Origin of the sequence: Plantactinospora sp. CA-294935 (genome assembly GCF_050936445.1) — a bacterium.
GTDB lineage: Bacteria > Actinomycetota > Actinomycetes > Mycobacteriales > Micromonosporaceae > Plantactinospora.
This window is the reverse complement of record NZ_JBNJMU010000001.1, coordinates 3,955,421-3,974,199: the sequence shown is the minus strand read 5'-3', so window position 1 is coordinate 3,974,199 and position 18,779 is coordinate 3,955,421. Positions and strand designations below refer to the sequence as shown.

At 73.2% G+C, this 18,779-nt stretch carries 18 protein-coding genes and 1 riboswitch; of the genes, 6 read left to right on the top strand and 12 right to left on the bottom strand.

The window, feature by feature from the left end; translation table 11 throughout:
- Positions 1–20 precede the first annotated feature (20 nt).
- The 5 genes from ACQEVC_RS17820 to ACQEVC_RS17800 all read right to left on the bottom strand — a co-directional run bounded on the left by ACQEVC_RS17820 (position 21) and on the right by ACQEVC_RS17800 (position 4,491).
- Positions 21–1,937 carry an EAL domain-containing protein gene (locus tag ACQEVC_RS17820; RefSeq protein ID WP_432878699.1) on the bottom strand — a complete coding sequence of 639 codons (1,917 nt, stop codon included), beginning with the start codon at positions 1,935–1,937 and terminating at the stop codon, positions 21–23.
- Positions 1,934–2,515 carry an RNA polymerase sigma factor gene (locus ACQEVC_RS17815; protein WP_432878696.1) on the bottom strand — a complete coding sequence of 194 codons (582 nt, stop codon included), beginning with the start codon at positions 2,513–2,515 and terminating at the stop codon, positions 1,934–1,936. Before ACQEVC_RS17815 ends, ACQEVC_RS17820 begins: the two co-directional genes overlap by 4 nt.
- A gap of 64 nt (positions 2,516–2,579) precedes the next feature.
- On the bottom strand, positions 2,580–2,861 hold the full coding sequence (locus ACQEVC_RS17810) for a hypothetical protein (RefSeq protein WP_432878693.1): 282 nt from the start codon (positions 2,859–2,861) through the stop codon (positions 2,580–2,582).
- A 226-nt stretch (positions 2,862–3,087) separates the two neighbouring features.
- Positions 3,088–3,597 carry a DUF6328 family protein gene (locus ACQEVC_RS17805; protein WP_432878690.1) on the bottom strand — a complete coding sequence of 170 codons (510 nt, stop codon included), beginning with the start codon at positions 3,595–3,597 and terminating at the stop codon, positions 3,088–3,090.
- Positions 3,598–3,741: 144 nt separating this feature from the next.
- Positions 3,742–4,491, bottom strand: coding sequence for a sugar isomerase domain-containing protein (locus ACQEVC_RS17800; RefSeq protein WP_432878688.1), 750 nt, complete (start codon positions 4,489–4,491; stop codon positions 3,742–3,744).
- 132 nt (positions 4,492–4,623) lie between these two features.
- Positions 4,624–4,731: riboswitch (TPP riboswitch) on the top strand.
- A gap of 76 nt (positions 4,732–4,807) precedes the next feature.
- Between ACQEVC_RS17800 and ACQEVC_RS17795 the strand changes: the two genes are divergently transcribed.
- The 3 genes from ACQEVC_RS17795 to ACQEVC_RS17785 all read left to right on the top strand — a co-directional run bounded on the left by ACQEVC_RS17795 (position 4,808) and on the right by ACQEVC_RS17785 (position 7,751).
- On the top strand, positions 4,808–5,398 hold the full coding sequence (locus ACQEVC_RS17795) for an ECF transporter S component (protein ID WP_432878685.1): 591 nt from the start codon (positions 4,808–4,810) through the stop codon (positions 5,396–5,398).
- A gap of 86 nt (positions 5,399–5,484) precedes the next feature.
- Positions 5,485–6,954 carry an ABC transporter ATP-binding protein gene (locus ACQEVC_RS17790; protein ID WP_432878683.1) on the top strand — a complete coding sequence of 490 codons (1,470 nt, stop codon included), beginning with the start codon at positions 5,485–5,487 and terminating at the stop codon, positions 6,952–6,954.
- Positions 6,951–7,751, top strand: coding sequence for an energy-coupling factor transporter transmembrane component T family protein (locus ACQEVC_RS17785; RefSeq protein WP_432878680.1), 801 nt, complete (start codon positions 6,951–6,953; stop codon positions 7,749–7,751). The genes ACQEVC_RS17790 and ACQEVC_RS17785 overlap by 4 nt, the downstream gene beginning before the upstream one ends.
- 101 nt (positions 7,752–7,852) lie before the next feature.
- Here ACQEVC_RS17785 and ACQEVC_RS17780 read toward each other — a convergent pair whose 3' ends face one another.
- Complete coding sequence (locus ACQEVC_RS17780; RefSeq protein WP_432878677.1) at positions 7,853–9,856, bottom strand: serine/threonine protein kinase; 2,004 nt, start codon at positions 9,854–9,856, stop codon at positions 7,853–7,855.
- 241 nt (positions 9,857–10,097) lie between these two features.
- On the opposite strand from ACQEVC_RS17780, the gene ACQEVC_RS17775 reads away from it, so the two are divergent.
- Both ACQEVC_RS17775 and ACQEVC_RS17770 read left to right on the top strand, forming a co-directional pair.
- Positions 10,098–11,837, top strand: a complete 1,740-nt coding sequence (locus tag ACQEVC_RS17775) for a PHP domain-containing protein (protein WP_432878675.1) — start codon at positions 10,098–10,100, stop codon at positions 11,835–11,837.
- Positions 11,834–12,397, top strand: coding sequence for a hypothetical protein (locus ACQEVC_RS17770; RefSeq protein ID WP_432878672.1), 564 nt, complete (start codon positions 11,834–11,836; stop codon positions 12,395–12,397). Before ACQEVC_RS17775 ends, ACQEVC_RS17770 begins: the two co-directional genes overlap by 4 nt.
- Before the next feature lie 161 nt (positions 12,398–12,558).
- Here the strand turns inward: ACQEVC_RS17770 and ACQEVC_RS17765 are convergent, their stop codons facing one another.
- From ACQEVC_RS17765 to recO, 3 genes are all read right to left on the bottom strand, one after another.
- Complete coding sequence (locus ACQEVC_RS17765; RefSeq protein WP_432878669.1) at positions 12,559–12,813, bottom strand: hypothetical protein; 255 nt, start codon at positions 12,811–12,813, stop codon at positions 12,559–12,561.
- A 293-nt stretch (positions 12,814–13,106) separates the two neighbouring features.
- Positions 13,107–13,919, bottom strand: a complete 813-nt coding sequence (locus ACQEVC_RS17760; RefSeq protein WP_318398596.1) for an isoprenyl transferase — start codon at positions 13,917–13,919, stop codon at positions 13,107–13,109.
- Between the two features lie 8 nt (positions 13,920–13,927).
- Positions 13,928–14,767, bottom strand: a complete 840-nt coding sequence (gene recO, locus ACQEVC_RS17755) for a DNA repair protein RecO (protein ID WP_432878664.1) — start codon at positions 14,765–14,767, stop codon at positions 13,928–13,930.
- A gap of 174 nt (positions 14,768–14,941) precedes the next feature.
- On the opposite strand from recO, the gene ACQEVC_RS17750 reads away from it, so the two are divergent.
- Positions 14,942–15,727, top strand: a complete 786-nt coding sequence (locus tag ACQEVC_RS17750) for a DUF4097 family beta strand repeat-containing protein (protein ID WP_432878662.1) — start codon at positions 14,942–14,944, stop codon at positions 15,725–15,727.
- Here ACQEVC_RS17750 and ACQEVC_RS17745 read toward each other — a convergent pair.
- From ACQEVC_RS17745 to ACQEVC_RS17735, 3 genes are all read right to left on the bottom strand, one after another.
- Entirely contained in the window at positions 15,708–16,838 is a 1,131-nt protein-coding gene (locus tag ACQEVC_RS17745) for an acyltransferase family protein (protein WP_432878660.1), read from the bottom strand. The genes ACQEVC_RS17750 and ACQEVC_RS17745 overlap by 20 nt on opposite strands.
- Before the next feature lie 147 nt (positions 16,839–16,985).
- Entirely contained in the window at positions 16,986–17,642 is a 657-nt protein-coding gene (locus ACQEVC_RS17740) for an MOSC domain-containing protein (RefSeq protein ID WP_318398592.1), read from the bottom strand.
- Between the two features lie 296 nt (positions 17,643–17,938).
- Positions 17,939–18,778 (bottom strand): NAD-dependent epimerase/dehydratase family protein, encoded by an 840-nt coding sequence (locus ACQEVC_RS17735; RefSeq protein WP_432878657.1) that lies wholly within the window; start codon positions 18,776–18,778, stop codon positions 17,939–17,941.
- Position 18,779: the final 1 nt, after the last annotated feature.

The window sequence follows — 18,779 nt, the reverse complement described above, 5'->3', positions numbered from 1 at the left end:
CCGGCCGACGGTCCGTCCGGCTATCCGGTGGCGGCCCGCAGCTCCCGCTCCGAATCGACCTGCGGCTCGGCCGGCGCCACCGGCGTACGCGCCGGGCTGGTCACCGGCTTGGGCTTGCCGACCAGGTACCCCTGGGCGAAGTCCACCCCGTAGTCGCGGAGCAGATTCATGGTGGCCTCGTCCTCCACGTGCTCGGCAGCGGTCCGGATCCCCAACGCGCGGCACATCTCGACGATCGACCGCACGATGCCCCGGTTCGCCACCGAATGCTCGATGCCGGCGACGAACTCGCCACCCACCTTCACCAGGTCCACCGGGAAGTAGGTGAGGAAGGCGAACGGGACGTGCCCGGATCCGAAGTCGTCGAGGGCGAGCTGACAGCCGAGCTGGCGGATCCCGTACGCGAAGTTGTGCGCCTCGGTCAGGTTGCCGATCCGCGCCGTCTCGGTGATCTCGAAGGTGATCTGGCCGGGATCGACGTCGTACTGCTGGAGCCGCTGCTGCACCCGCTCCAGCAGGTGCGGGTCGCCGAGCGAGCGCCCGGAGAGGTTCACCTGATAGTGCGAGGTACGCGGGCCGCGGGCGATCAGCTCGATGGTGCGGTCGATCACCCACCGGTCGATCGGCAGGATCTCGTCCAGCCGCTCCGCGTCGCCGAGCAGGGTCGAGGCGGAGTGCGCCCGGCCGCCGTCGTCGACCACCCGGAGCAGGATCTCCTGCCGGGTGATCTGGTTGAGCCGCAGGTCGAGGATCGGCTGGGTGTAGAGGGTGAACCGGTTCTCCGCCACCGTGGCCCGGACCCGGCTACGGCACAGCTCCCGGCGCTCGTCCTCGGCCGCCGGCTGGTCCAGGGCGACCCGGGCGACGCCGGTGGCCCGGGCCTGGCGCCAGGCCGTCTCCGCGTCCACGATCAGGTCGACGCCGCGACTGCCGTCCCGCCCCTGGTAGCGGACCAGGCCGCCCCAGGCGTCGACCAGTCGGGTCCGGCCCAGCACGAAGGACTGGGACCGGATGCCGTCGATGATCGCCTCGGCGAGCGCGGTGGCCGAACTCAGCGTGGTCCGCTGCATCAGTACCCCGAACTCGTTCGGACCGGTCAGCCCGCAGACGTCGGAGCGGCGGGCGACCCGGCGGACGACCTGGGCGACCGCCACCGCCAGCCGCTCCTGCTCGTCGGCACCGCCGGGCTCGCCCTCGACGCCGGGGTCCGGGTCGACCGCCGGGCCGACCGGCTCGACGGCCACCACCAGCAACACGCCCGGCCCGCCCCGCTGCGCGGTGTCGATTTCGTCGGCGAACCTGGCCCGGTGGAAGAGCCCGGTGACCGGGTCCCGGCCGGCCAGCTCCGCCTGCACCGTCTCGCGTCGGCGGGCCAGTCGGGCCTGCTCCTGGCGGGCGAGTTCGAGTTCGGTGATGTCCCGGGCGGTGGCGATGATGCCGTACGGCCGGTTCTCCGCATCGACGATGTATTCCAGGTGGCAGTGCACGTACCGGGTGACCCGGTCCGGACGGATCACCCGGCAGGTCGTCTCCCGGACGGTCCGGTCCCGCCACACCGACTCGACCACCCGGCGCACCCCGTCGACGTCGTCGGGGTGGACCAACCGGGCCAGCGCGGCGACCGAGTGCCGGAGGGTGCCGGGCGGGTAGCCGAGGATCAGGGCCATCTCGTCCGACCAGGTCAGCTCGCCGCTGGCCCGGATCCAGGTCACGGTGCCGAGCTTGGCCAACTGGGCCGCCCGGGTGATCCGGGCCGCCTCGTCGGTGTCGGCGGTCAGCGGGTCGCGTACCTCGATGTCGCCGGTCAGGTCGCGGCCCTCGGAGAGCGCCCGCTGGTATTCCTGCTGCACCCGGCGGGTGGCCCGGCGTGCCCGGGCCCGTTCCAGCTCGCTGCACGTCCGGTCCGAGGCCAAGGACAGGATGTCGTCCAGGTTCATCCCCGATCCCTCCCGGACGGCGTCTCGAAGCCCGCCTGCTGGGCGAGTTCCTTCAGCCGACCCCGAGCCTCCTGCCGGTACGTCCGCACCGTGTTGTACGCGATGCCGAGGATGGCCGCGATCTCGTGGTCGGACCAGCCGTCCAGCGCCAGTACGAAGACCTCGGCCTGGCGGGGCGGCAGCCTCGGCAACCAGCCACGCAGCAGTTCCCGGGCCTCCGCCGGGTCGGCCGGTTCGGCGAGCCGCTCCGGCGGTACCTCCTCCAGACTGACCGTCACGTCCTGCCGGCGGCGCCGGTGCAGCACCAGCAGCTTGTACCGGGCGGTCTTGTACATCCAGGCCAGCGGCTTCTCGTAGTCCCGGATCTGCTCCCACTTGTCCCGGGCGGTGATGAACGCCTCCTGTACGGCGTCCTCGACCAGCCCCCGGTCCGCGCACTGGGCGAGCAGGAAGCGCTCGACCAGCACGAAGTTCCGCTGGCAGAACGCCTCGAAGCTCACCTCGGACTCGGCCTGGCCCCGGTCCCCCAACCGGGCGGCCGACTCGGCCCGCACCACCGCGTTGTCCCCGCTCCTCATGCCGTCACCTCGCTGCGCTCGGCGCCGTCCCGAGCCGCGCGACCGAGCAGACTGATTCGCTCGCTCATGCCGCCTCGCCCCCGTCTGTTCGACGCAGACCCCGCAGCTCCACGACCCGGTGCCCGTCGCGGTCCCGCTCGTCGATCCGTACGTCGGTGGAGCGGCCGTCGGCCAGCCGGATCAGGCCCATGGTGCGGGCCCGGGTCCGCGCCGACCACTCCCGCTCCGCCTGCACCCGGCTGCGGTGCCGCAGAAAGCCCCGAACCAGCAGCCCCAGCCCCCCGACCAGGCCCACCAGCACTGCCACCGAGCTCCCGGTCGACAGTCCCCCCAGAACCTCGCTCATCCTCGCCTCTCGCGGTCCGTAGTTTGTCGTTCCGGGTATAACTCTCCGTCAAGGGCCTCTGTGTAGGGGGCGACCCGCCCGGGCGAAGATGCCGATGATCAAAAAAGTGGCGACTAGCTGGTGCGTTTCCTCCGATCAGCCACAGTAGACGGGCTGATCGAATGATCATAGATACTGTCCAGTATGGATTACGCAGAGCAACATTTGACGGCCCGGCGAGGTGTGTTCAGTCGACCGCGTCGGGGCGGGCGGCGACCGGCTCCTCGTCGTCGTCCTCGTCGGCCTCGCCCCAGTTGCGACGCAGGAACGGCAGCACGGCCCAGAAGGTCAGGAACCAGGCCCCGGTCAGCGTGCTGAGTACGAACGCCACCGCTCGGGGCAGCAGGAAGTCGGTGATCAGCAGCACCGAGCTGACCATCGAGACCAGCATGAAGGCCAGCCCGCCGGTCGCCATGCCGTGCGCGAAGCGGACCAGTTCCGGCTTGCGCCCCTGCCGGAAGAGTGCCCGGTGGAAGGCGACCGGCGAGATGATCAACGCGGTGGCGGCTGCCGCCGACAGCAGCGCGACGACATAGGTGTCCTTCTGGAACGTGGTGGCTCGCGGGAAGCCGCTGCTGAAGGGCAGGGTGAGCAGGAAGGCGAACAGGATCTGCACCCCGGTCTGTGCCACCCGCAGTTCCTGCAACAGGTCGGCGAAGTTGCGCTGCCAACGCTGCTTCTCCGTCTCGACGGCCACGTGGGCCACCTCCCGTTCCGGTCGAAGTTCGCAGCAGTGTGCCCGAACCGGCCGTACGTGAAACGCGAGGAAGCCTCGACAGCGGACGCGGCGGCGGTACCGGTGGCAAACCGGACGGCGCCGGAGATCTGAGGTACCCGGGGGTCAGCCGCCCCGGCGGATCCGGCCGGCGTACCGGGCTTCGAGGGTGTTGTTGTGCTCGTCGCTGTCCGGAATGTTCGCCGAGAGGTAGACCGGGGCCGTCTCCCCCGCCTCGACCAGCCGACGGACCACCTCCACCACGACCTGCTGGGCGAGCAGCGCGGCGGTGATCGACGACACCGCGCCGACCGCACCGCCACCGGGCAGCGGCAGCGTCGCGTCGCCGTACGGGGCGCCGTTGTCGAGCACCACGTCGGCGAGATCACTCAACTTGCGTCCGGAGGGATGCCGGGACGCCACCCGGGCCGAGTGCTGCTGCGAGGTGATCGCGATCAGCCCGTGGCCGTGCTCCTTGACCAGCGACGCGAACTCGACGACGGTGCCGTTCACCCCGGAGTTCGAGGCGATCACGAAGACGTCCCGGGGGTCGATCGGGGTCAGCTCGTAGAGCCGGCGCGCCACGGTCGGGTCCCGTTCCAGGGTGGGGCCGAGGATGTCGACCGGCTCGCCACCGCGCAGCACCAGGTCGCGCAGCGCGATCCGGTTCGTCGGGACCAGTCCGCCGGCCCGGCCGGCGATTTCCATGGCCAGCGCCTCGGAGTGGCCGGTGCCGAACGCCTGCACCACGCCACCCGCCCGGAGCGCGTCGGTGACCAGGTCGGCCGCCCGGCGTACGCCGTCCCGGGCGGCGTACGCCACCCGCCCGATCGTCTCGGTGACCACATCGAGATAGCCCTCGGGGCTGAGTGTCACGCCGCACGCGTCCCTTCGAGATGTTGATCTGGGCCATCCACCCTATCCCGTGACATGGTGGGCACCACCACATCCACCGGCTCCACCGCTGTCGGCACAGCGGCATCCGGTGTACCGTCTGCGCAACAACAGCACATCCGACAGGGGAGCGCACAGCGCTGAGAGTGCGGGTGACACACCCGCAGACCCTCGAACCTGATCTGGGTAATGCCAGCGCAGGGAGTTCGGTCGAGTCTCCAGCCGCGCCGCAGTCCGGGCCGTCCCGGGTTGCGGCGTGCGTCTTGCCTGGTTCGCCACGCGACTGGGAGGCACGCTCATGAGTCCGTCCACCACCACCAGATGGCGCACCGTCGACATCGTCGTCGCCTCGGTCATCGCGGTCGCGTTCGGGGTCATCTTCTGGGCCTGGAACCTGGTGTGGAGCGCCACCGAGGGCGCGTTCACGTTCTTCCCGCCGGCCCAGGCCGTCATCTACGGCATCTGGCTGGTGCCGGGTGTGCTCGGCGGCCTGGTGATCCGCAAGCCGGGTGCGGCACTGTACTGCGAGTTCCTCGCCGCCTTCGTCTCGGTGTTGCTGGGCAGCCAGTGGGGCACCGTCGCGATCCTGCAGGGGCTCGCCCAGGGCGTCGGCGCGGAGGCGGCGTTCCTCGCCGTCGGGTACCGCTCGTTCCGGCTGCCGGTGGCGGTCGGCTCCGGTCTGCTGGCCGGTCTCGCTGCCGCGATCTTCGACCAGATCCGCTACTACTCCGAGTACGACTTCGACTCGTTCCGACTGCCGGTCTTCCTGTTCACCGTGCTCAGCTCGGCGGTGCTGGCCGGTGCCGGCGGCTGGGCGCTCACCCGGGCGCTGGCCCAGACCGGAGCGCTGGACCGGTTCCCGGCCGGCCGCGAGCGTACCGCCGTGTGAGCCGGTGGCGACGTCATGAGCGAGCGAATCAGCCAGCTCAGTGCGGATGAGCCTCATGACGGCACGGAGCGCAGCGGAGTGCCGGCATGAGTGAGGTACGGCTGCGCGGCTTCGGCTGGCGGCACGCCGGCCGCCGGGCCTGGGCGGTCCGCGACCTCGACCTGCGGATCGGGCACGGCGAGCGGGTACTCCTGCTCGGCGCCTCCGGTGCCGGCAAGAGCACGCTGTTGGCGGCGCTGGCCGGGCTGCTCGCCGAGGACTCCGGCGAGCAGGAGGGCACCGTCGAGATCGACGGGCTCGACCCGCGCAAGGCCCGGGAGCGGGTGGGCATCGTCTTCCAGGACCCGCAGACCCAACTCGTGATGGCCCGGGCTGGCGACGACGTGGCGTTCGGCCTGGAAAACCGGGGCGTTCCGGCGGAGGAGATCTGGCCCCGGGTCACCGAGGCACTGGCCCGGGTCGACTTCCGGTACGGGCTGGACCGGTCCACCGCCGCACTCTCCGGCGGCGAGCAGCAGCGGCTCGCCCTGGCCGGGGTACTGGCGCTGCGGCCCGGACTGCTGCTGCTCGACGAGCCGACCGCCAACCTGGACCCGACCGGCGCGGCCCTGGTCCGGGGCGCGGTCCGGGCGGCGGTCGACGACGACACCACGCTGATCCTGGTCGAGCACCGGGTGTCGGAGGCGCTGCCGCTGGTCGACCGGGTGGTGGTGCTCGAACCGGGTGCCGGGGTGCGGGCCGACGGCCGCCCGGCGGAGGTCTTCGCGGCGCACGGCGCGGCGCTGGCCGCCGCCGGGGTCTGGGTGCCGGGGCCGCCGCCGGCACCGCGCCGGGCCGCGACCGGCCCCGGTGACCTGTTGCTCACCGCCGACCGGCTCGGCCTGCCGCCCCGGTTGGCAAGCACCGACCTGCGGGTACGCGCCGGCGAGGCGCTCGCCGTACTCGGTCCCAACGGTGCCGGCAAGTCCACCCTGGCGCTGCTGCTCGGCGGACTGCTCCGGCCCGGCACCGGCCGGCTGTCGGCTTCCCCCGCACTGGCCGGCCGGCACGCCGGCACCGCACCGCACCGGTGGCGGGCGCCGGTGCTGGCCGGCCGGATCGGCTCGGTCTTCCAGGACCCGGAGCACCAGTTCGTCCGGAGCACGGTCTTCGAGGAGCTGGCACTCGGGCCGCGCCGGACCGGCCGGCCCGAGGCGGTGGTCCGGTCGGTGGTGGACGAGCTGCTGGTCCGGCTCCGGCTGGACCGGTTGGCGGCGGCCAACCCGTACACCCTCTCCGGTGGCCAGGCACGGCGGCTGAGCGTGGCGACGGCGCTGGCCACCGCCCCCCGGCTGCTGGTGCTGGACGAGCCGACCTTCGGCCAGGACCGGCGCACCTGGCTCGAACTGGTCGACCTGCTCGCCGGGCTGCGGGACGGCGGGCACGGCATCGTCACCGTCACCCACGACGCCGACTTCGTCGCCGCGCTGGCCGACCGGACGATCCGGCTCGGCGGCGACGGGCCGGGGCAGCCGGCGGACCGGGCCGAGACCGGATCGGCGGGGCGGGCCGGATGATTCCGTACCAGCCGATCGCCGCCGCCGACGCACCGCTGGCCCGGCGCAACCCGGTGGCGAAGGTCGCCGCCGCGCTGGTCGTCTCCGTCGCGCTGATCGCCACGGTGGACCCGGTGGCGCCGGCGGTGGCGATCGGGTTCGAGCTCGCCGTGGTGCCGCTCTTCGGCCTCCGGTACGCGGCACTGGCCCGGCGGGCCTGGCCACTGCTGCTCAGCGCGCTGGGCATCCTCTGCACCCTGGTGCTCTTCGCCGCCGAGCGGACCGGCAGCCTGCTGTGGCAGGCCGGGCCGGTGGAGGTCACCAGCGGAGTACTGGTCACCGCGCTCGGCATGGCGCTCCGGGTGATCGCGGTGGCGCTGCCCGGGGTAATGGTCTTCGCCACCACCGACCCCACCGACCTGACCGACGCGCTGGTACAGAACGTCAAGGCACCGCCCCGGTTCGCCATCGGGGCGCTGGCCGCGTTCCGGCTGGTGCCGCTGCTCGCACTGGAGTGGCGGATGTTGAGCCTGGCCCGACGGGCCCGGGGCATCGACGCCGGACGGAATCCGCTGACCCGGCTGCGGCTGTTCGGCTCGACCGCGTTCGCCCTGCTGGTCGGGGCGATCCGCCGGGGTACCCGGCTGGCCACCGCGATGGACGCCCGGGGCTTCGACTCGGGCTCGCCGCGCACGTCGGCGCGCCGGCAGCGGTTCACCGGTGCCGACGCCGCCCTGGTCGTCGGGGCGGCGACGCTGGCGGGCGGAGCGCTCGCGGTCAGCGTCGTGCTCGGCACCTTCCGCCCACTGGTCGGCTGAGCCGGTCGGCTCGGCTTTCCGGTGAACCCGGTCGAGGAGACACCGGAGGGCCATCTCGGACGGCTCGGTGCCGGTCCGCTCCGCCGGGCGGCTGGTGCGGGTCAGTCCAGAGTGGCGATCTCGACGTTTCCGAACGTGACCCGGTAGGACGGCTCCGGACCCTGGTCGGAGACGGGATCGGAGAAGATGCCGAGCACCACCCGGCCAGCCGCCGGAGCAGCGTCTTGCGTCGTGCCGATCTGCCGGCCGTCCTGATAGAAGCGCAGGTCCTCACCCTCGGCGACCACACCGACCCGGATCCGACCGTCCGGCCGCCGATCCGGCGGGTACGGGAAGTCGCCGGCCTCGCTCGCCGTCTCGGACCCGTGCCGCATCAGGTGGTACCCGTCGGCGCAGACCCGCAGCACGTAACCGCCCTGCGCGTCGGTGAACCGGAACCAGATCCCGGCGCAGCTGCTCGGCTCGACCAGGGTCACGTCGACGTCCACCCGTACGTCGGTCCAGGTCTCCTGCGGCCCCGGGCACCGGTACGGGCCGTCGCTGCGCTTCGACACCACCAGCCCGCCGTCGAACTCGCACCCGACCCGGTGCCGCTCGTCCGTCCTCGGCAACCACCGGCCCGACCCGGTCAGCGGGTCGGCCACCACCACCCGGCCGGGCGGAGGCGTCCCGGCGGACGGGCCGGCACCGGTCGGGGTGGAACCGGCCGGCGCGGTCGGGCCACCGATCGTGGCGTCCGGTCCCGCGTTGGCCACCGGACCCGGTGGCGGCTGGCTGGCCGCTCCCCGGTCCCCGCCCGGCGGCAACATCCCGCTGGCGTAACCGACGGTGACCGCCGCGCCGAGCAGTCCTACCAGCGCGAACAGCGCGCTGGCGAGGATGCCCCACCGGCCGCCTCCCCGGCGACCCGGCTGCCCGGGCACCGCCGGCTGCCCGGACAGCGCCGGGCGGACCGCTCCGGCCGGTGCCCCCGGCGGGGCAACGGCCGTCTGGGCCGAGCCGGCGGTGACGGGTCGCGAGCCGCCCCGCCCGACCAGATTGCCGGCGGACCGGTCCGGGATCGCTGACGGACCCGCCGTCGTGCCGGGCGGACTCGCCGTCGTGCCAGGCGGACTCGCCGTCGTGCCGGTGACCGATCCGGCGGCCGGACCTGCGGCCAGCGCGGTCTCGGCCAGCGGGCGCCGGTCGGTGGCGGCCTGGGCCCGCTCGACCGCGGCCAGCAGGTCAGGTTGCCCGACCAGCGTCTCGGCGACGTGGCCGCTCCGGCCGGGCCCACCGGCCAGCAGCCGGTCCAGCAGGTCACGGGTGGCCGGCCGGCGGTGCGGCTCCTTGGCCAGCGCCAGTTCGACCAGTTCGCGCAGGGGTCCGGTCAACCCGTCGAGATCGGGTTCCTCGGTCATGATCCGTACTGCGGTGGCGGCCTGCGTCTCGGCCGCGAACGGGGTACGCCCGGTGCCGGCGTACGCCACCACGGCGCCCCAGGCGAAGACGTCCGCGGCCGGGGTGAGTACGCCCTTGGTCGCCGACTCGAACCGTTCCGGCGCCATGTACGCCACCGTGCCGATCACCTGGTCGGTCCGGGTGCCGGCGGCGGTGCCGTGCATCGCGCGGGCGATCCCGAAGTCGATCACCTTCGGGCTGCCCGGCGGCAGCAGCACGTTGCTGGGCTTGAGATCGCGGTGGATCACCCCGGCGCCGTGGATCGCGGTCAGCGCGGTCGCGATCCCGATCGCCAGCCCGTAGAGGTTGCCCGGGGTGAGCGGGCCGCGATCGGCGACCACGGTGGACAGGCTGGGGCCGTCGACGTACTCGACGACCAGGTAGGGCGGATCGTGGTCGGGATCGGCGTCGAGCACCTCGGCGGTGCAGAACGGTGGCACCTGGCGGGCCCGCTTCACCTCGCCCCGGAAGCGGCGCCGGAACTCCGCGTCGTACGCCAGGTCCGGCCGGATCACCTTGACCGCGACCGTACGCCCGCCGGCCAGCCGCGCCAGGTAGACGGTGCCCATGCCGCCCTCGCCCAGCCGACCGACCAGCTCACAGGGGCCGAGTTGGCGTGGATCGGTGGGCCGGAGCGGTCGTACCCCGGCAGCCTCGCCCGTCATCCCGACCCTCCACCGCCCCGCGGACCAGCCACCCCCCGTTGCCGGAAGTCGAGTAAGTATCACATCGGACCAGCTCCATCGGCAGGCCGGTCGGATGCGACCCGCCGGTCGACCCGGTCCACCGGTCGACCCATGTCCGCGTCAGCATGTTTGCACGGGTGCCCTGAACAGGCCATCTGTTGTTTCCCGAGCCGGGCGAGATTAGGCCACCTGCACTGACTCGAGAAGAGAGAGCGACCTCATGGGCCACGGCCACCCGCACCACCACGACGAGCAGCACCACGGTCACGACCACGGCACCGGCGGTGAACTGCCCGCCGCCGTCGACCTGGGCGTACCGGACGAGGAGCTGTCGCCCGCCGACCGCTCCCGGCGGGGTTTCCTGCGCAACGCGGGCCTGCTCGGCGCCGGTGCCGCCGCGACCGTACTGGCCACCCCCGAACTGGCCCACGCGCACGGCTCGGACGGCGACCACGGCGACCACGGCGGCCACGGCGGCCACGGCGACGACCGGGACCGGCAGGGCGGCTTCCAGTGGCTCGCCGGTGACCACCACATCCACACGCAGTACAGCTCGGACGCCCAGTACCGGGTGATCGACCAGGCCCGGCACGCCCGGGCGTACGGGCTGGACTGGATGGTCGTCACCGACCACGGCAGCGTGGCACACGCGAAGATCGGCGTGGAGAAGGTCAACCCGGACATCGTCGCCGCCCGGAGCCGGCTCAAGGACCTGCTGATCTACCAGGGCCTGGAGTGGAACATCCCGGCCGCCGAGCACGCCACCGTCTTCGTCGCGCCGGGGCGCAACGAGGTGACGGTGCTGAAGGAGTTCGAGAACGCCTTCGACGGCAGCGTGAAGGGCGCGGGCGACCCGACCCCGGCGAACGAGGCACTGGCGATCGCCGGCATCAAGTTCCTCGGCGAGGCGGTCCGGCGCCGCCGGGTCGAGGGTGCGCTCTTCCTCGCCAACCACCCGGCCCGGCGCGGCATCGACTCGCCGCACGAGGTAAGGGGCTGGCGCGACGCCGACCCCACCGTGGCGATCGGGATGGAGGGTGCCCCCGGGCACCAGGCCGCCGGCCTGCCGAGGCTGACCGCCGGCCGGGCCCGGGGCTACTACGACAACAACCCGTCCGCCTCGTCGTTCCCCGGCTACCCGCTGGAGAGCTACCGCACCTGGGGCGGCTTCGACTGGATGACCGCCACCGTCGGCGGGCTCTGGGACAGCCTGCTCGCCGAGGGCAAGCCGTGGTGGATCAGCGCCAACTCCGACTCGCACGTCAACTACCTGGACACCTCGCAGCGCGGGCCGGGCGGGAACTTCGACGCCGACGGCCGCTACCCGGACCCGGTGTACGGGCCGCTGCTGACCGAGGCCGGTGACTACTGGCCGGGTCAGTACAGCCGGACGCATGTCGGTGCGACCTCGTTCAGCTACCGCGCGGTGATGGACGGGCTGCGCTCCGGCCGGGTGTGGGTGGACCACGGCGGCCTGATCAGCGGTCTCGACGTACGCGCCCGGGTGGCCGGGGACCGCCGGAAGGACTCCGGCACCCCGCTCGGCGGAACGCTTCGGGTCCGGCGGGGAACCCCGGTCGAGCTGACCATCGACATCGACCTGGCGAACACGCCCAACTGGTCGCAGTTCGTGCCGGTACTGGCCCGGGTCGACGTGATCACGGGTCGGGTCACCGGCCCGGTCCGCGACCGCGACGCGTTCACCGCCCCGACCGCCAAGGTGGTGAAGTCGTACGAGGTCGGCAGGGGCACCGGACGGGTCTCGTTCAGCTACTCGTTCGGCCGGGTCGACGAGCCGTTCTACGTCCGGCTGCGCGGCACCGACGGCAGGCGCAGCGCGCCCGGCCTGATGGGTGCCGCCGTGGACCCGCACGGACCGGCGATCGACGTGGTCGGGGCCGCCGACCCGTGGCAGGACCTGTGGTTCTACGCCAACCCGATCTGGGTGCTGCCGAGTTGACCGGCCGGCACCCCGGCGTCACCCGGGCCGGCTCCGACGCGGGGGCCGGCCCGGTGCTCGGACTCAGCCTGGGGCACCGGACCGACCGGGAGGCCGAACACTGGCTGCGCGAGTACGTGCAGCCGCTCGGCCGTCCCGACCTGGTCGCCTGCACGCACCTGACGGCCACGCCGTACCCGCACGTCACGATCAGTGTGCGGTTGCCCGGTGCGGCGCTGCCGGAGCTGCCGGTCACCGCACCCGAGCTGCGGGAGGCGGCCGGGCACGGCGCCGCCGAGCACCTCGCCCGGCGGTCCGGCCGGGCGGTGCGCTATCCCGGTGTCGAGCTGCTGGTCGGCACCCTCACCGTCGCCGAGCTGATCGAGGTGAGCGCCATCGAGCGGGTGACCGTGCTCGGTGCCGGGGCGCCGGATCCGGACACTCCGGTCGAGACCCGGGACTTTGTCCGTCCACAGTGGTTGGACGGGCGGCTGACCCTGGTCACCACGCCGGTCGCGGGCAACCGGATCGGGCCCTTCGAGGTGCCCGACCCGACTCCCTGCTGCGCGGACCACCGGTAACCGCCGGCCGCCCGGCACGCGCAGCAGCCGGGCGGCCCGGGAGAGCGACCGGAGACGCCGGGCGCGATCCCCGGGTACCAGCCGGAGCTACCGGACGGCGGGCACGCGTGGGGCCGGCGCTTGCCGGCCCCACGCGTACGGCGGCCCGGGAGCGGGTCGGCTCAGCTACGCCGGAAGGCGTACCGGCGGGACGACGCGGCGCCCCGACCGTGTCCGACCCCGCCCGGACCACCGCCGTTGCGGACGATCGGACCGGCCTTCGGTGCCGCCGGTCGCTGGGGCGCCGGGGTGTCGTCACCCGGCAGCACGATCGGGGTACCGAGTTCGATCGACTCGTCCTTCGGCCGGCCGGCCCGGGCCGGGGAGCCGGATCCGGTGGAGCCGGTGGTCTTCCTGGACTTTCGTTTGGCAGGCATACGGTGTTCTCTCCTCCTGGTCGGCCGCTCCGCCTGCACGGCGGCAGCGGCGCGCGGGACGGGGATCCCGGGAGTCCGTTCGCGGAGGTGTCACCGAGAGGTGACTGGTCGCCGGAGAAGGCGGAACGGTACGGACGCCCGGAGCGCTCACACCCGCGCCGCGCGGAACAGGCGGGCGGGTGGGCTCGGATGAAGGGGCGTCAGTACCGCATGCCCTGGACCATAACCCGGACCGTGCCCCGGGCGCACCCGTTTTCCGGGTCGAAGTCGAGCCGGGTCTGCCGGGCCGGCGGTCAGCCGTGCGCCGGCCCGGGCGCGACCGGGTTGGGCAGGGCGCCGCCGAACCGGCGGTCCCGCTGGGCGTACAGCTCGCAGGCGTACCAGAGGTGCCGGCGGTCGAAGTCCGGCCAGAGGGTGTCCAGGTAGACCAGTTCGGCGTACGCGCTCTGCCAGAGCAGGAAGTTGGAGATGCGCTGTTCGCCGGAGGGGCGGAGGAACATGTCGACCGGCGGCACCTCGGGGTGGTAGAGGTACCGCGAGATCATCTTCTCGTTGACCTTGTCCGGGTGGACCTTGCCGGCCGCGACGTCCCGGGCGATCGCGGCGGCGGCATCGGCGATCTCGGCCTGCCCGCCGTAGTTGACGCAGAACTGGAGGGTCAGCGTCGAATTGCCCCGGGACATCTCCTCGGCCGTCTGCAACTCCGAGATCACGCTCTTCCAGAGCCGACCGGCCCGCCCGGACCAGACCACCCGGACCCCGAGGTCGACCAACTGGTCCCGGCGGCGCCGGATGACCTCCCGGTTGAAGCCCATCAGGAAGCGCACCTCGTCCGGCGAGCGGCGCCAGTTCTCCGTGGAGAAGGCGTACGCCGAGAGATAGGGGACGCCCAGCTCGATCGCGCCCTCGATGGTGTCGAAGAGGGAGTACTCACCCTGCTCGTGACCCTTGGTCCGGGGCAGTCCGCGCTGCTTGGCCCACCGCCCGTTGCCGTCCATCACCACCGCCACGTGCTTGGGCAGCGCCTCCACCGGCAACGCCGGGGGCCGCGCCCCGGACGGATGCGGGGTCGGTGGCACCGGCTTCCGACGGGCTCGGTTGGTCATCGCTCGGATCACTGTGCTTCCTTCGCTACGTCCGCCGGGTCGGGGCGCGGGACGTGTCGCGCCCGTTCCGTACGCTCACCGGTCGAGCCCCTGTCGACCAGCGGCAACGAGCGTAACCCCCGCTCCAGGTGCCATTGCAGGTGCGCCGCCACCAGCCCGCTGCACTCCCGGCGGTGCGGCGAGGAGGCGGCGTCCGCCGTCGGCCAGTCCCCGGAGGCGAGCGCGGCCATCAGGTCGAGGGTGGCCGGCGCCGGATGGGCGGCGCCGGGCGGTCGGCAGTCCGGGCAGACACACCCCCCGGCGGGTACGGAGAACGCGCCGTGCCGGCCCGGCGTACCGCAGACGGCGCAGGCGACCAGTGCCGGCGCCCAGCCGGCCAGCCCCATCCCGCGCAGCAGGTACGCGTCCAGCACCAGGGTGCTGGCGTGCTCCCCGTCGGCCAGCGCGCGCAGCCCGCCCAGGGTGAGCTGGAACAGCCGCAGCGACGGCTCCCGCTCGACCGGGGTGAGCCGCTCCGCCGTCTCGGCGATCGCACTCGCCGCCGTGTAGCGGGGATAGTCGGCGACGAACGCCTTACCGTAGAGCTGGATCCCCTCCACCTGGCTGATCGAGTGCAGCGAACTGCCCTGCTCGCCCTTCGGGTCGCCGGCGATCTGGATGTCGACGTGGCCGAACGGCTCCAGCCGGGCACCGAACCGCGAGGTGGTCCGGCGTACCCCCCGGGCGACCGCCCGCAGCCGACCGTGCCGGCGGGTCAGCAGGGTGATGATCCGGTCGGACTCGCCGAGTTTCTGCACGCGCAACACCACCGCGTCGTCGCGGTAGAGCTGTCGGCGGTACCCGGGCACCCGCCCATTGTTGCCTGCCGGCGCATCCGGCCGGACGCCCGGTCCGGGGCCGTCCAGGTCCGGCGACCGGGTTTCCCGATCGGCGACCCTGAGACCGTTCTCAGGGTCGGCATCGGGGTGGGTCGGTGGCGGACCCGGATGTCCGGCGGGCCGCCGCGGCCATAGCCTTCGGCCATGCTCGTTTCCCGGACCACCGCCCTGACCGGTGGGCTCGCCCTGGTCGCCCTGATCGCCCTGGCCGGCTGCGACGGCCTCGCCGAGCAGCGCCTCACCTACGACCGCACCGAGGACGTGAAGATCACCGAGATCGAGATATCCCCCGGCGCCGGAGACGTGGTGGTACGCACCGGAGCCGTGCAGAACGTCCGGATCGAACGGGTGGTGCAGTACCGCGGTCCCGAACCGAACGACGCCACCTACCGGATCGAGGGCACGAAGCTCGTCCTGGACACCGACTGCGGCCGGCACTGCGGGGTGTCGTACGACGTCCTCGCCCCGGCCGGCGTCGCACTGCGCGGCGAGAACGGCTCCGGAAACGTCACCCTGACCGCGCTGACCGAGGTGGACCTCAAGGTCGGCTCCGGCGACATCTCGGTGACCGACGCCAGCGGCTCGGTACGCGTCGAGACCGGTTCCGGGGACGTCACCCTCAACCGGGTGCCCGGCACCGTTTCGGCGCGGGCCGGCTCGGGGTCGATCGAGGGACGCTCGCTGGGCGCCGGGAAGGTGACCGCGCAGACGGGTTCCGGCGACATCTCGCTGACCCTCGCCGCCGCCACCTCGGTCCAGGCCAGCGCGTCGAGCGGCTCGATCGACCTGACCGTCCCGGCCGGCGGCTACCGGGTGACGGCGCACGCCGACTCGGGCGACACCGACGTGCAGGTGCCGAACGACCCGGCGGCCACGTCCGTACTCGACCTGCAGACCGGCAGCGGCACCATCACCGTCCGATCGAGCTGAGGCCGGCGGGCTCGCCGGCCGGCGTACTCCGCGCGGGATCTCCCGGAACCGGCGGTGCGGCGACGCCGGCCGGCGGTCCGACGGGGGGCGCGGCGACGCCGGCCGGCGCCCGGGCGGTACCGCCGGGCAGCAGGCACGGCGGGCGCCGGGCAGCCAGGTCCTCGACCCAGCCGAAGAGCGCGACCGCGACCGCCACCAGCACCGCGACGGCGGCCAGCCGGGCCGCCAGGCCCAGCGCGGAGGAATGGGCCAGCCCCAGCCCGGAGAGCAGTTCGTTGAGGGCGATCACGAAGGGCATGTGCCAGAGATAGACGGTCAGCGCCCGGCTGTTCAGCACGGTCACCGCCCGGTCGAGCGGCGCCCAGCGGTCGACCCAGGCGACGGCCGAGGGCGCCAGCCCGAAGACCAGCAGCACGAAGGCGACGGACCAGAGCGCGTTGCCCAGCGGTACGTCGTTCAGGTCGTAGCCGCGTGCCCCCTGGTGGGTGAGGATCCAGCCGAGGCCGGCCGCGCCGACCGGTACCGCGACCGCCAGCAGCAGCCGGCGGGGGATCCGCCGCAGCAGCCCGTCGTGCTGGGCGAACCCGAGCAGCCAGGCCCCGTAGTAGAGCCCGAAGTCGCGGAGCAGTCCCGGCGCGTCCGGATAGCCGAACTCGACGACCCCGAGCAGCAGGTACGGCGCGAGCAGCGTCGGCACCGGCCAGCGCCGGAACAGCCAGCGGGCCAGCGGCGAGACCGCCACGAACCAGAGGTAGTCGCGCAGGTACCAGACCACGCTCAGGGCCAGCGCGCCCCAGGAGTTGGCCGGCGGGTCGGCCAACGGCAGCACCCAGAACACCAGCCGCCAGGACGGCGCCAGTCCGGTGAGCAGCATGGCGGGTACGAAGAGCAGCGCCACCAGCCAGAGCGAGGGCAGGAGTCGACGCAGCCGGCGGCCGACGGCGGCCGTACCCCAGCGGTCGAGGGAGTTGGCCATCAACGCACCGGCCAGCGCGAACATCACCGACATGGCCGGGAACGCCAGGGTGAGGAAGGCCCAACCGGTGACGTGGTAGACGACGACACGGACGATGGCAAGACAGCGCAGTAGGTCGTAGTACCGGTTTCGCATCAGCCTGACTTGGTCGGCGGGGCAGGGGCAGGTGCCTTCCTACCCCGCATCTCCGCCGCTGCAACGGATTCCGGGAAGGTGGTGAGATGAACCTTCCGGAAATTGGCGGCGAATAGCCCGGACCCGCACTCGGGTACGCCTACCGGATCAAACGCCCAACCTCCGGCGTACCTGCTCCCGGAGCCCCTCCGGTGCCTCCTCGACGGCCAGCAGCCGGGGCAGCAGTTCCGGTTCGGACATCCAGGCCCGGAACCCCTCGGCGACGGTCACCCCGTGCTCCGGCCGGTGCAGCACCGTCACCTCGTCACCGGCCCGCACCTGACCCGGCCGCACCACCCGGAGGTACGCCCCCGGCCGGGCCGCCCGGGTGAACTGCTTCAGCCACTGCGGCACCCCCATCTTGAGCTGGAAGGTGGCGCACGGGATCCGGCCGAAGGTGGTCTGCAGCACCAGCTCGGCGCCGATCCGCCACTGCTCGCCGAGGACCGCCCCGTTCACGTCGAGCCCAACCGTGGTGAGGTTCTCCCCGAAGAGTCCACCGGGCAGCGGACGCCCCAGTTCCGCCTCCCACCAGTCGTAGTCCTCCCGGGCGTACGCGTACACCGCCTGGTCGTCGCCGCCGTGGTGCGCCACGTCGAAGATCTGGTCACCGACCAGGCCACTGCCCAGTCCGACGGTCTTCGGTCCGGGCGCCCGGACCAGCACGGGCCCGTCCACCGGGCGCTTGTTGATGCCGGTGGTCCCGACCGCCTTGGCGCTGTTCGGCTCGGGCACGGCCAGGTTGACCGAGAGGATTTTCCCCATGGGTCCGCACCCTACCCAGTCCGATCCTTCGACAGACACCGATTTCGCTCGCCGGCCCGGCCTGGACGCCGCCGGGTTCGCAGTCGGCCCCGGCCGTCGGTCAGCGCCGTCCGCCGAGCCGGGTAGCCGCAGAATCACCGCGCCGACCCGACCCCGCCCCGGGGCCTCAGCGCCGTTCGCCCAGCGGCTAGCCGCAGAATCGCCGCGCCGACCCGACCCCGCCCCGGAGCCTCAACGCCGTTCGCCCAGCGGCTAGCCGCAGAATCGCCGCGCCGACCCGACCCCGTCCCGGGGCCTCAGCGCCGTTCGCCCAGCGGGTAGCCGCAGAACTGGGCGCCGACCAGACCGGCGGTGGCGGCTTCGCCGTCGAGCGGGCGTGCCCGGTCGGCGTAGTGTTCGGCGTCGTCCTCGGGCTCGTACCCGATCTCCCGCCCCTCGGCCAGCGACCACCAGCGGCGACTGTTCCGGCTGATCCCCCAGAGCAGCCGAAAGCCGGTGGCGTCCGCCCGCAGGCAGGCGTCGACCAGCCGGGCGCAGTCGTCCGGGGAGATCCAGTTCTCCAGCCCGCTCATCCCGGGCGGTTCGGGGAAGCAGGCACCGAGCCGCAGCGCGAAGACGGTGATGCCGAACCGGTCCGCGTAGAGGCTGCCAAGCGACTCGACGGCCGCCTTGGACCAGCCGTAGTAGGTGTCCGGACGGGGCGGTACCGCCGCCGGCACCCCGTCCGGCCCGGTCGGTGCCGGTACGCCGGCCGGCTCCGGGCTGCTGCCGGCCCGGCGGTACCAGCCGGCCGCGTGGATCGACGAGGCCAGCACCACCCGGGGTACCCCCGCCGTGCGGACCGCCTCCAGGACGCTCCTGGTGCCCGCCACGTTCACCCGGAGCAGTTCGGCGAAGGTGTCCTCGCCGGGAATCGCGGCCAGGTGCAGTACGGCGTCGACCCCGGAACAGGCCGCCGCCAGCGCCACCGGGTCGTGCAGGTCGGCGCGGACGATCTCCACCGGTTCGCCGGGCGCCGCCGGGGGCTGGTCGGCGACGTCGAGCAGCCGCAGGATCCGCTCCGGGCCGGCCAGCCGGGGCCGGAGCAGCCGCCCGACCCGCCCGGCCGAGCCGGTGACCAGTAGCCGTGCCGGCATC

Excerpts from the sequence above, each read along its gene's own strand:
- ACQEVC_RS17820 (WP_432878699.1), bottom strand. The coding sequence starts at position 1,937 with ATGAACCTGGACGACATCCTGTCCTTGGCCTCGGACCGGACGTGCAGC.
- ACQEVC_RS17815 (WP_432878696.1), bottom strand. The coding sequence starts at position 2,515 with ATGAGGAGCGGGGACAACGCGGTGGTGCGGGCCGAGTCGGCCGCCCGG.
- ACQEVC_RS17810 (WP_432878693.1), bottom strand. The coding sequence starts at position 2,861 with ATGAGCGAGGTTCTGGGGGGACTGTCGACCGGGAGCTCGGTGGCAGTG.
- ACQEVC_RS17795 (WP_432878685.1), top strand. The coding sequence starts at position 4,808 with ATGAGTCCGTCCACCACCACCAGATGGCGCACCGTCGACATCGTCGTC.
- ACQEVC_RS17790 (WP_432878683.1), top strand. The coding sequence starts at position 5,485 with ATGAGTGAGGTACGGCTGCGCGGCTTCGGCTGGCGGCACGCCGGCCGC.
- ACQEVC_RS17785 (WP_432878680.1), top strand. The coding sequence starts at position 6,951 with ATGATTCCGTACCAGCCGATCGCCGCCGCCGACGCACCGCTGGCCCGG.
- ACQEVC_RS17780 (WP_432878677.1), bottom strand. The coding sequence starts at position 9,856 with ATGACGGGCGAGGCTGCCGGGGTACGACCGCTCCGGCCCACCGATCCA.
- ACQEVC_RS17775 (WP_432878675.1), top strand. The coding sequence starts at position 10,098 with ATGGGCCACGGCCACCCGCACCACCACGACGAGCAGCACCACGGTCAC.
- ACQEVC_RS17765 (WP_432878669.1), bottom strand. The coding sequence starts at position 12,813 with ATGCCTGCCAAACGAAAGTCCAGGAAGACCACCGGCTCCACCGGATCC.
- ACQEVC_RS17760 (WP_318398596.1), bottom strand. The coding sequence starts at position 13,919 with ATGACCAACCGAGCCCGTCGGAAGCCGGTGCCACCGACCCCGCATCCG.
- ACQEVC_RS17750 (WP_432878662.1), top strand. The coding sequence starts at position 14,942 with ATGCTCGTTTCCCGGACCACCGCCCTGACCGGTGGGCTCGCCCTGGTC.
- ACQEVC_RS17745 (WP_432878660.1), bottom strand. The coding sequence starts at position 16,838 with ATGCGAAACCGGTACTACGACCTACTGCGCTGTCTTGCCATCGTCCGT.
- ACQEVC_RS17740 (WP_318398592.1), bottom strand. The coding sequence starts at position 17,642 with ATGGGGAAAATCCTCTCGGTCAACCTGGCCGTGCCCGAGCCGAACAGC.
- ACQEVC_RS17735 (WP_432878657.1), bottom strand. The coding sequence starts at position 18,778 with ATGCCGGCACGGCTACTGGTCACCGGCTCGGCCGGGCGGGTCGGGCGG.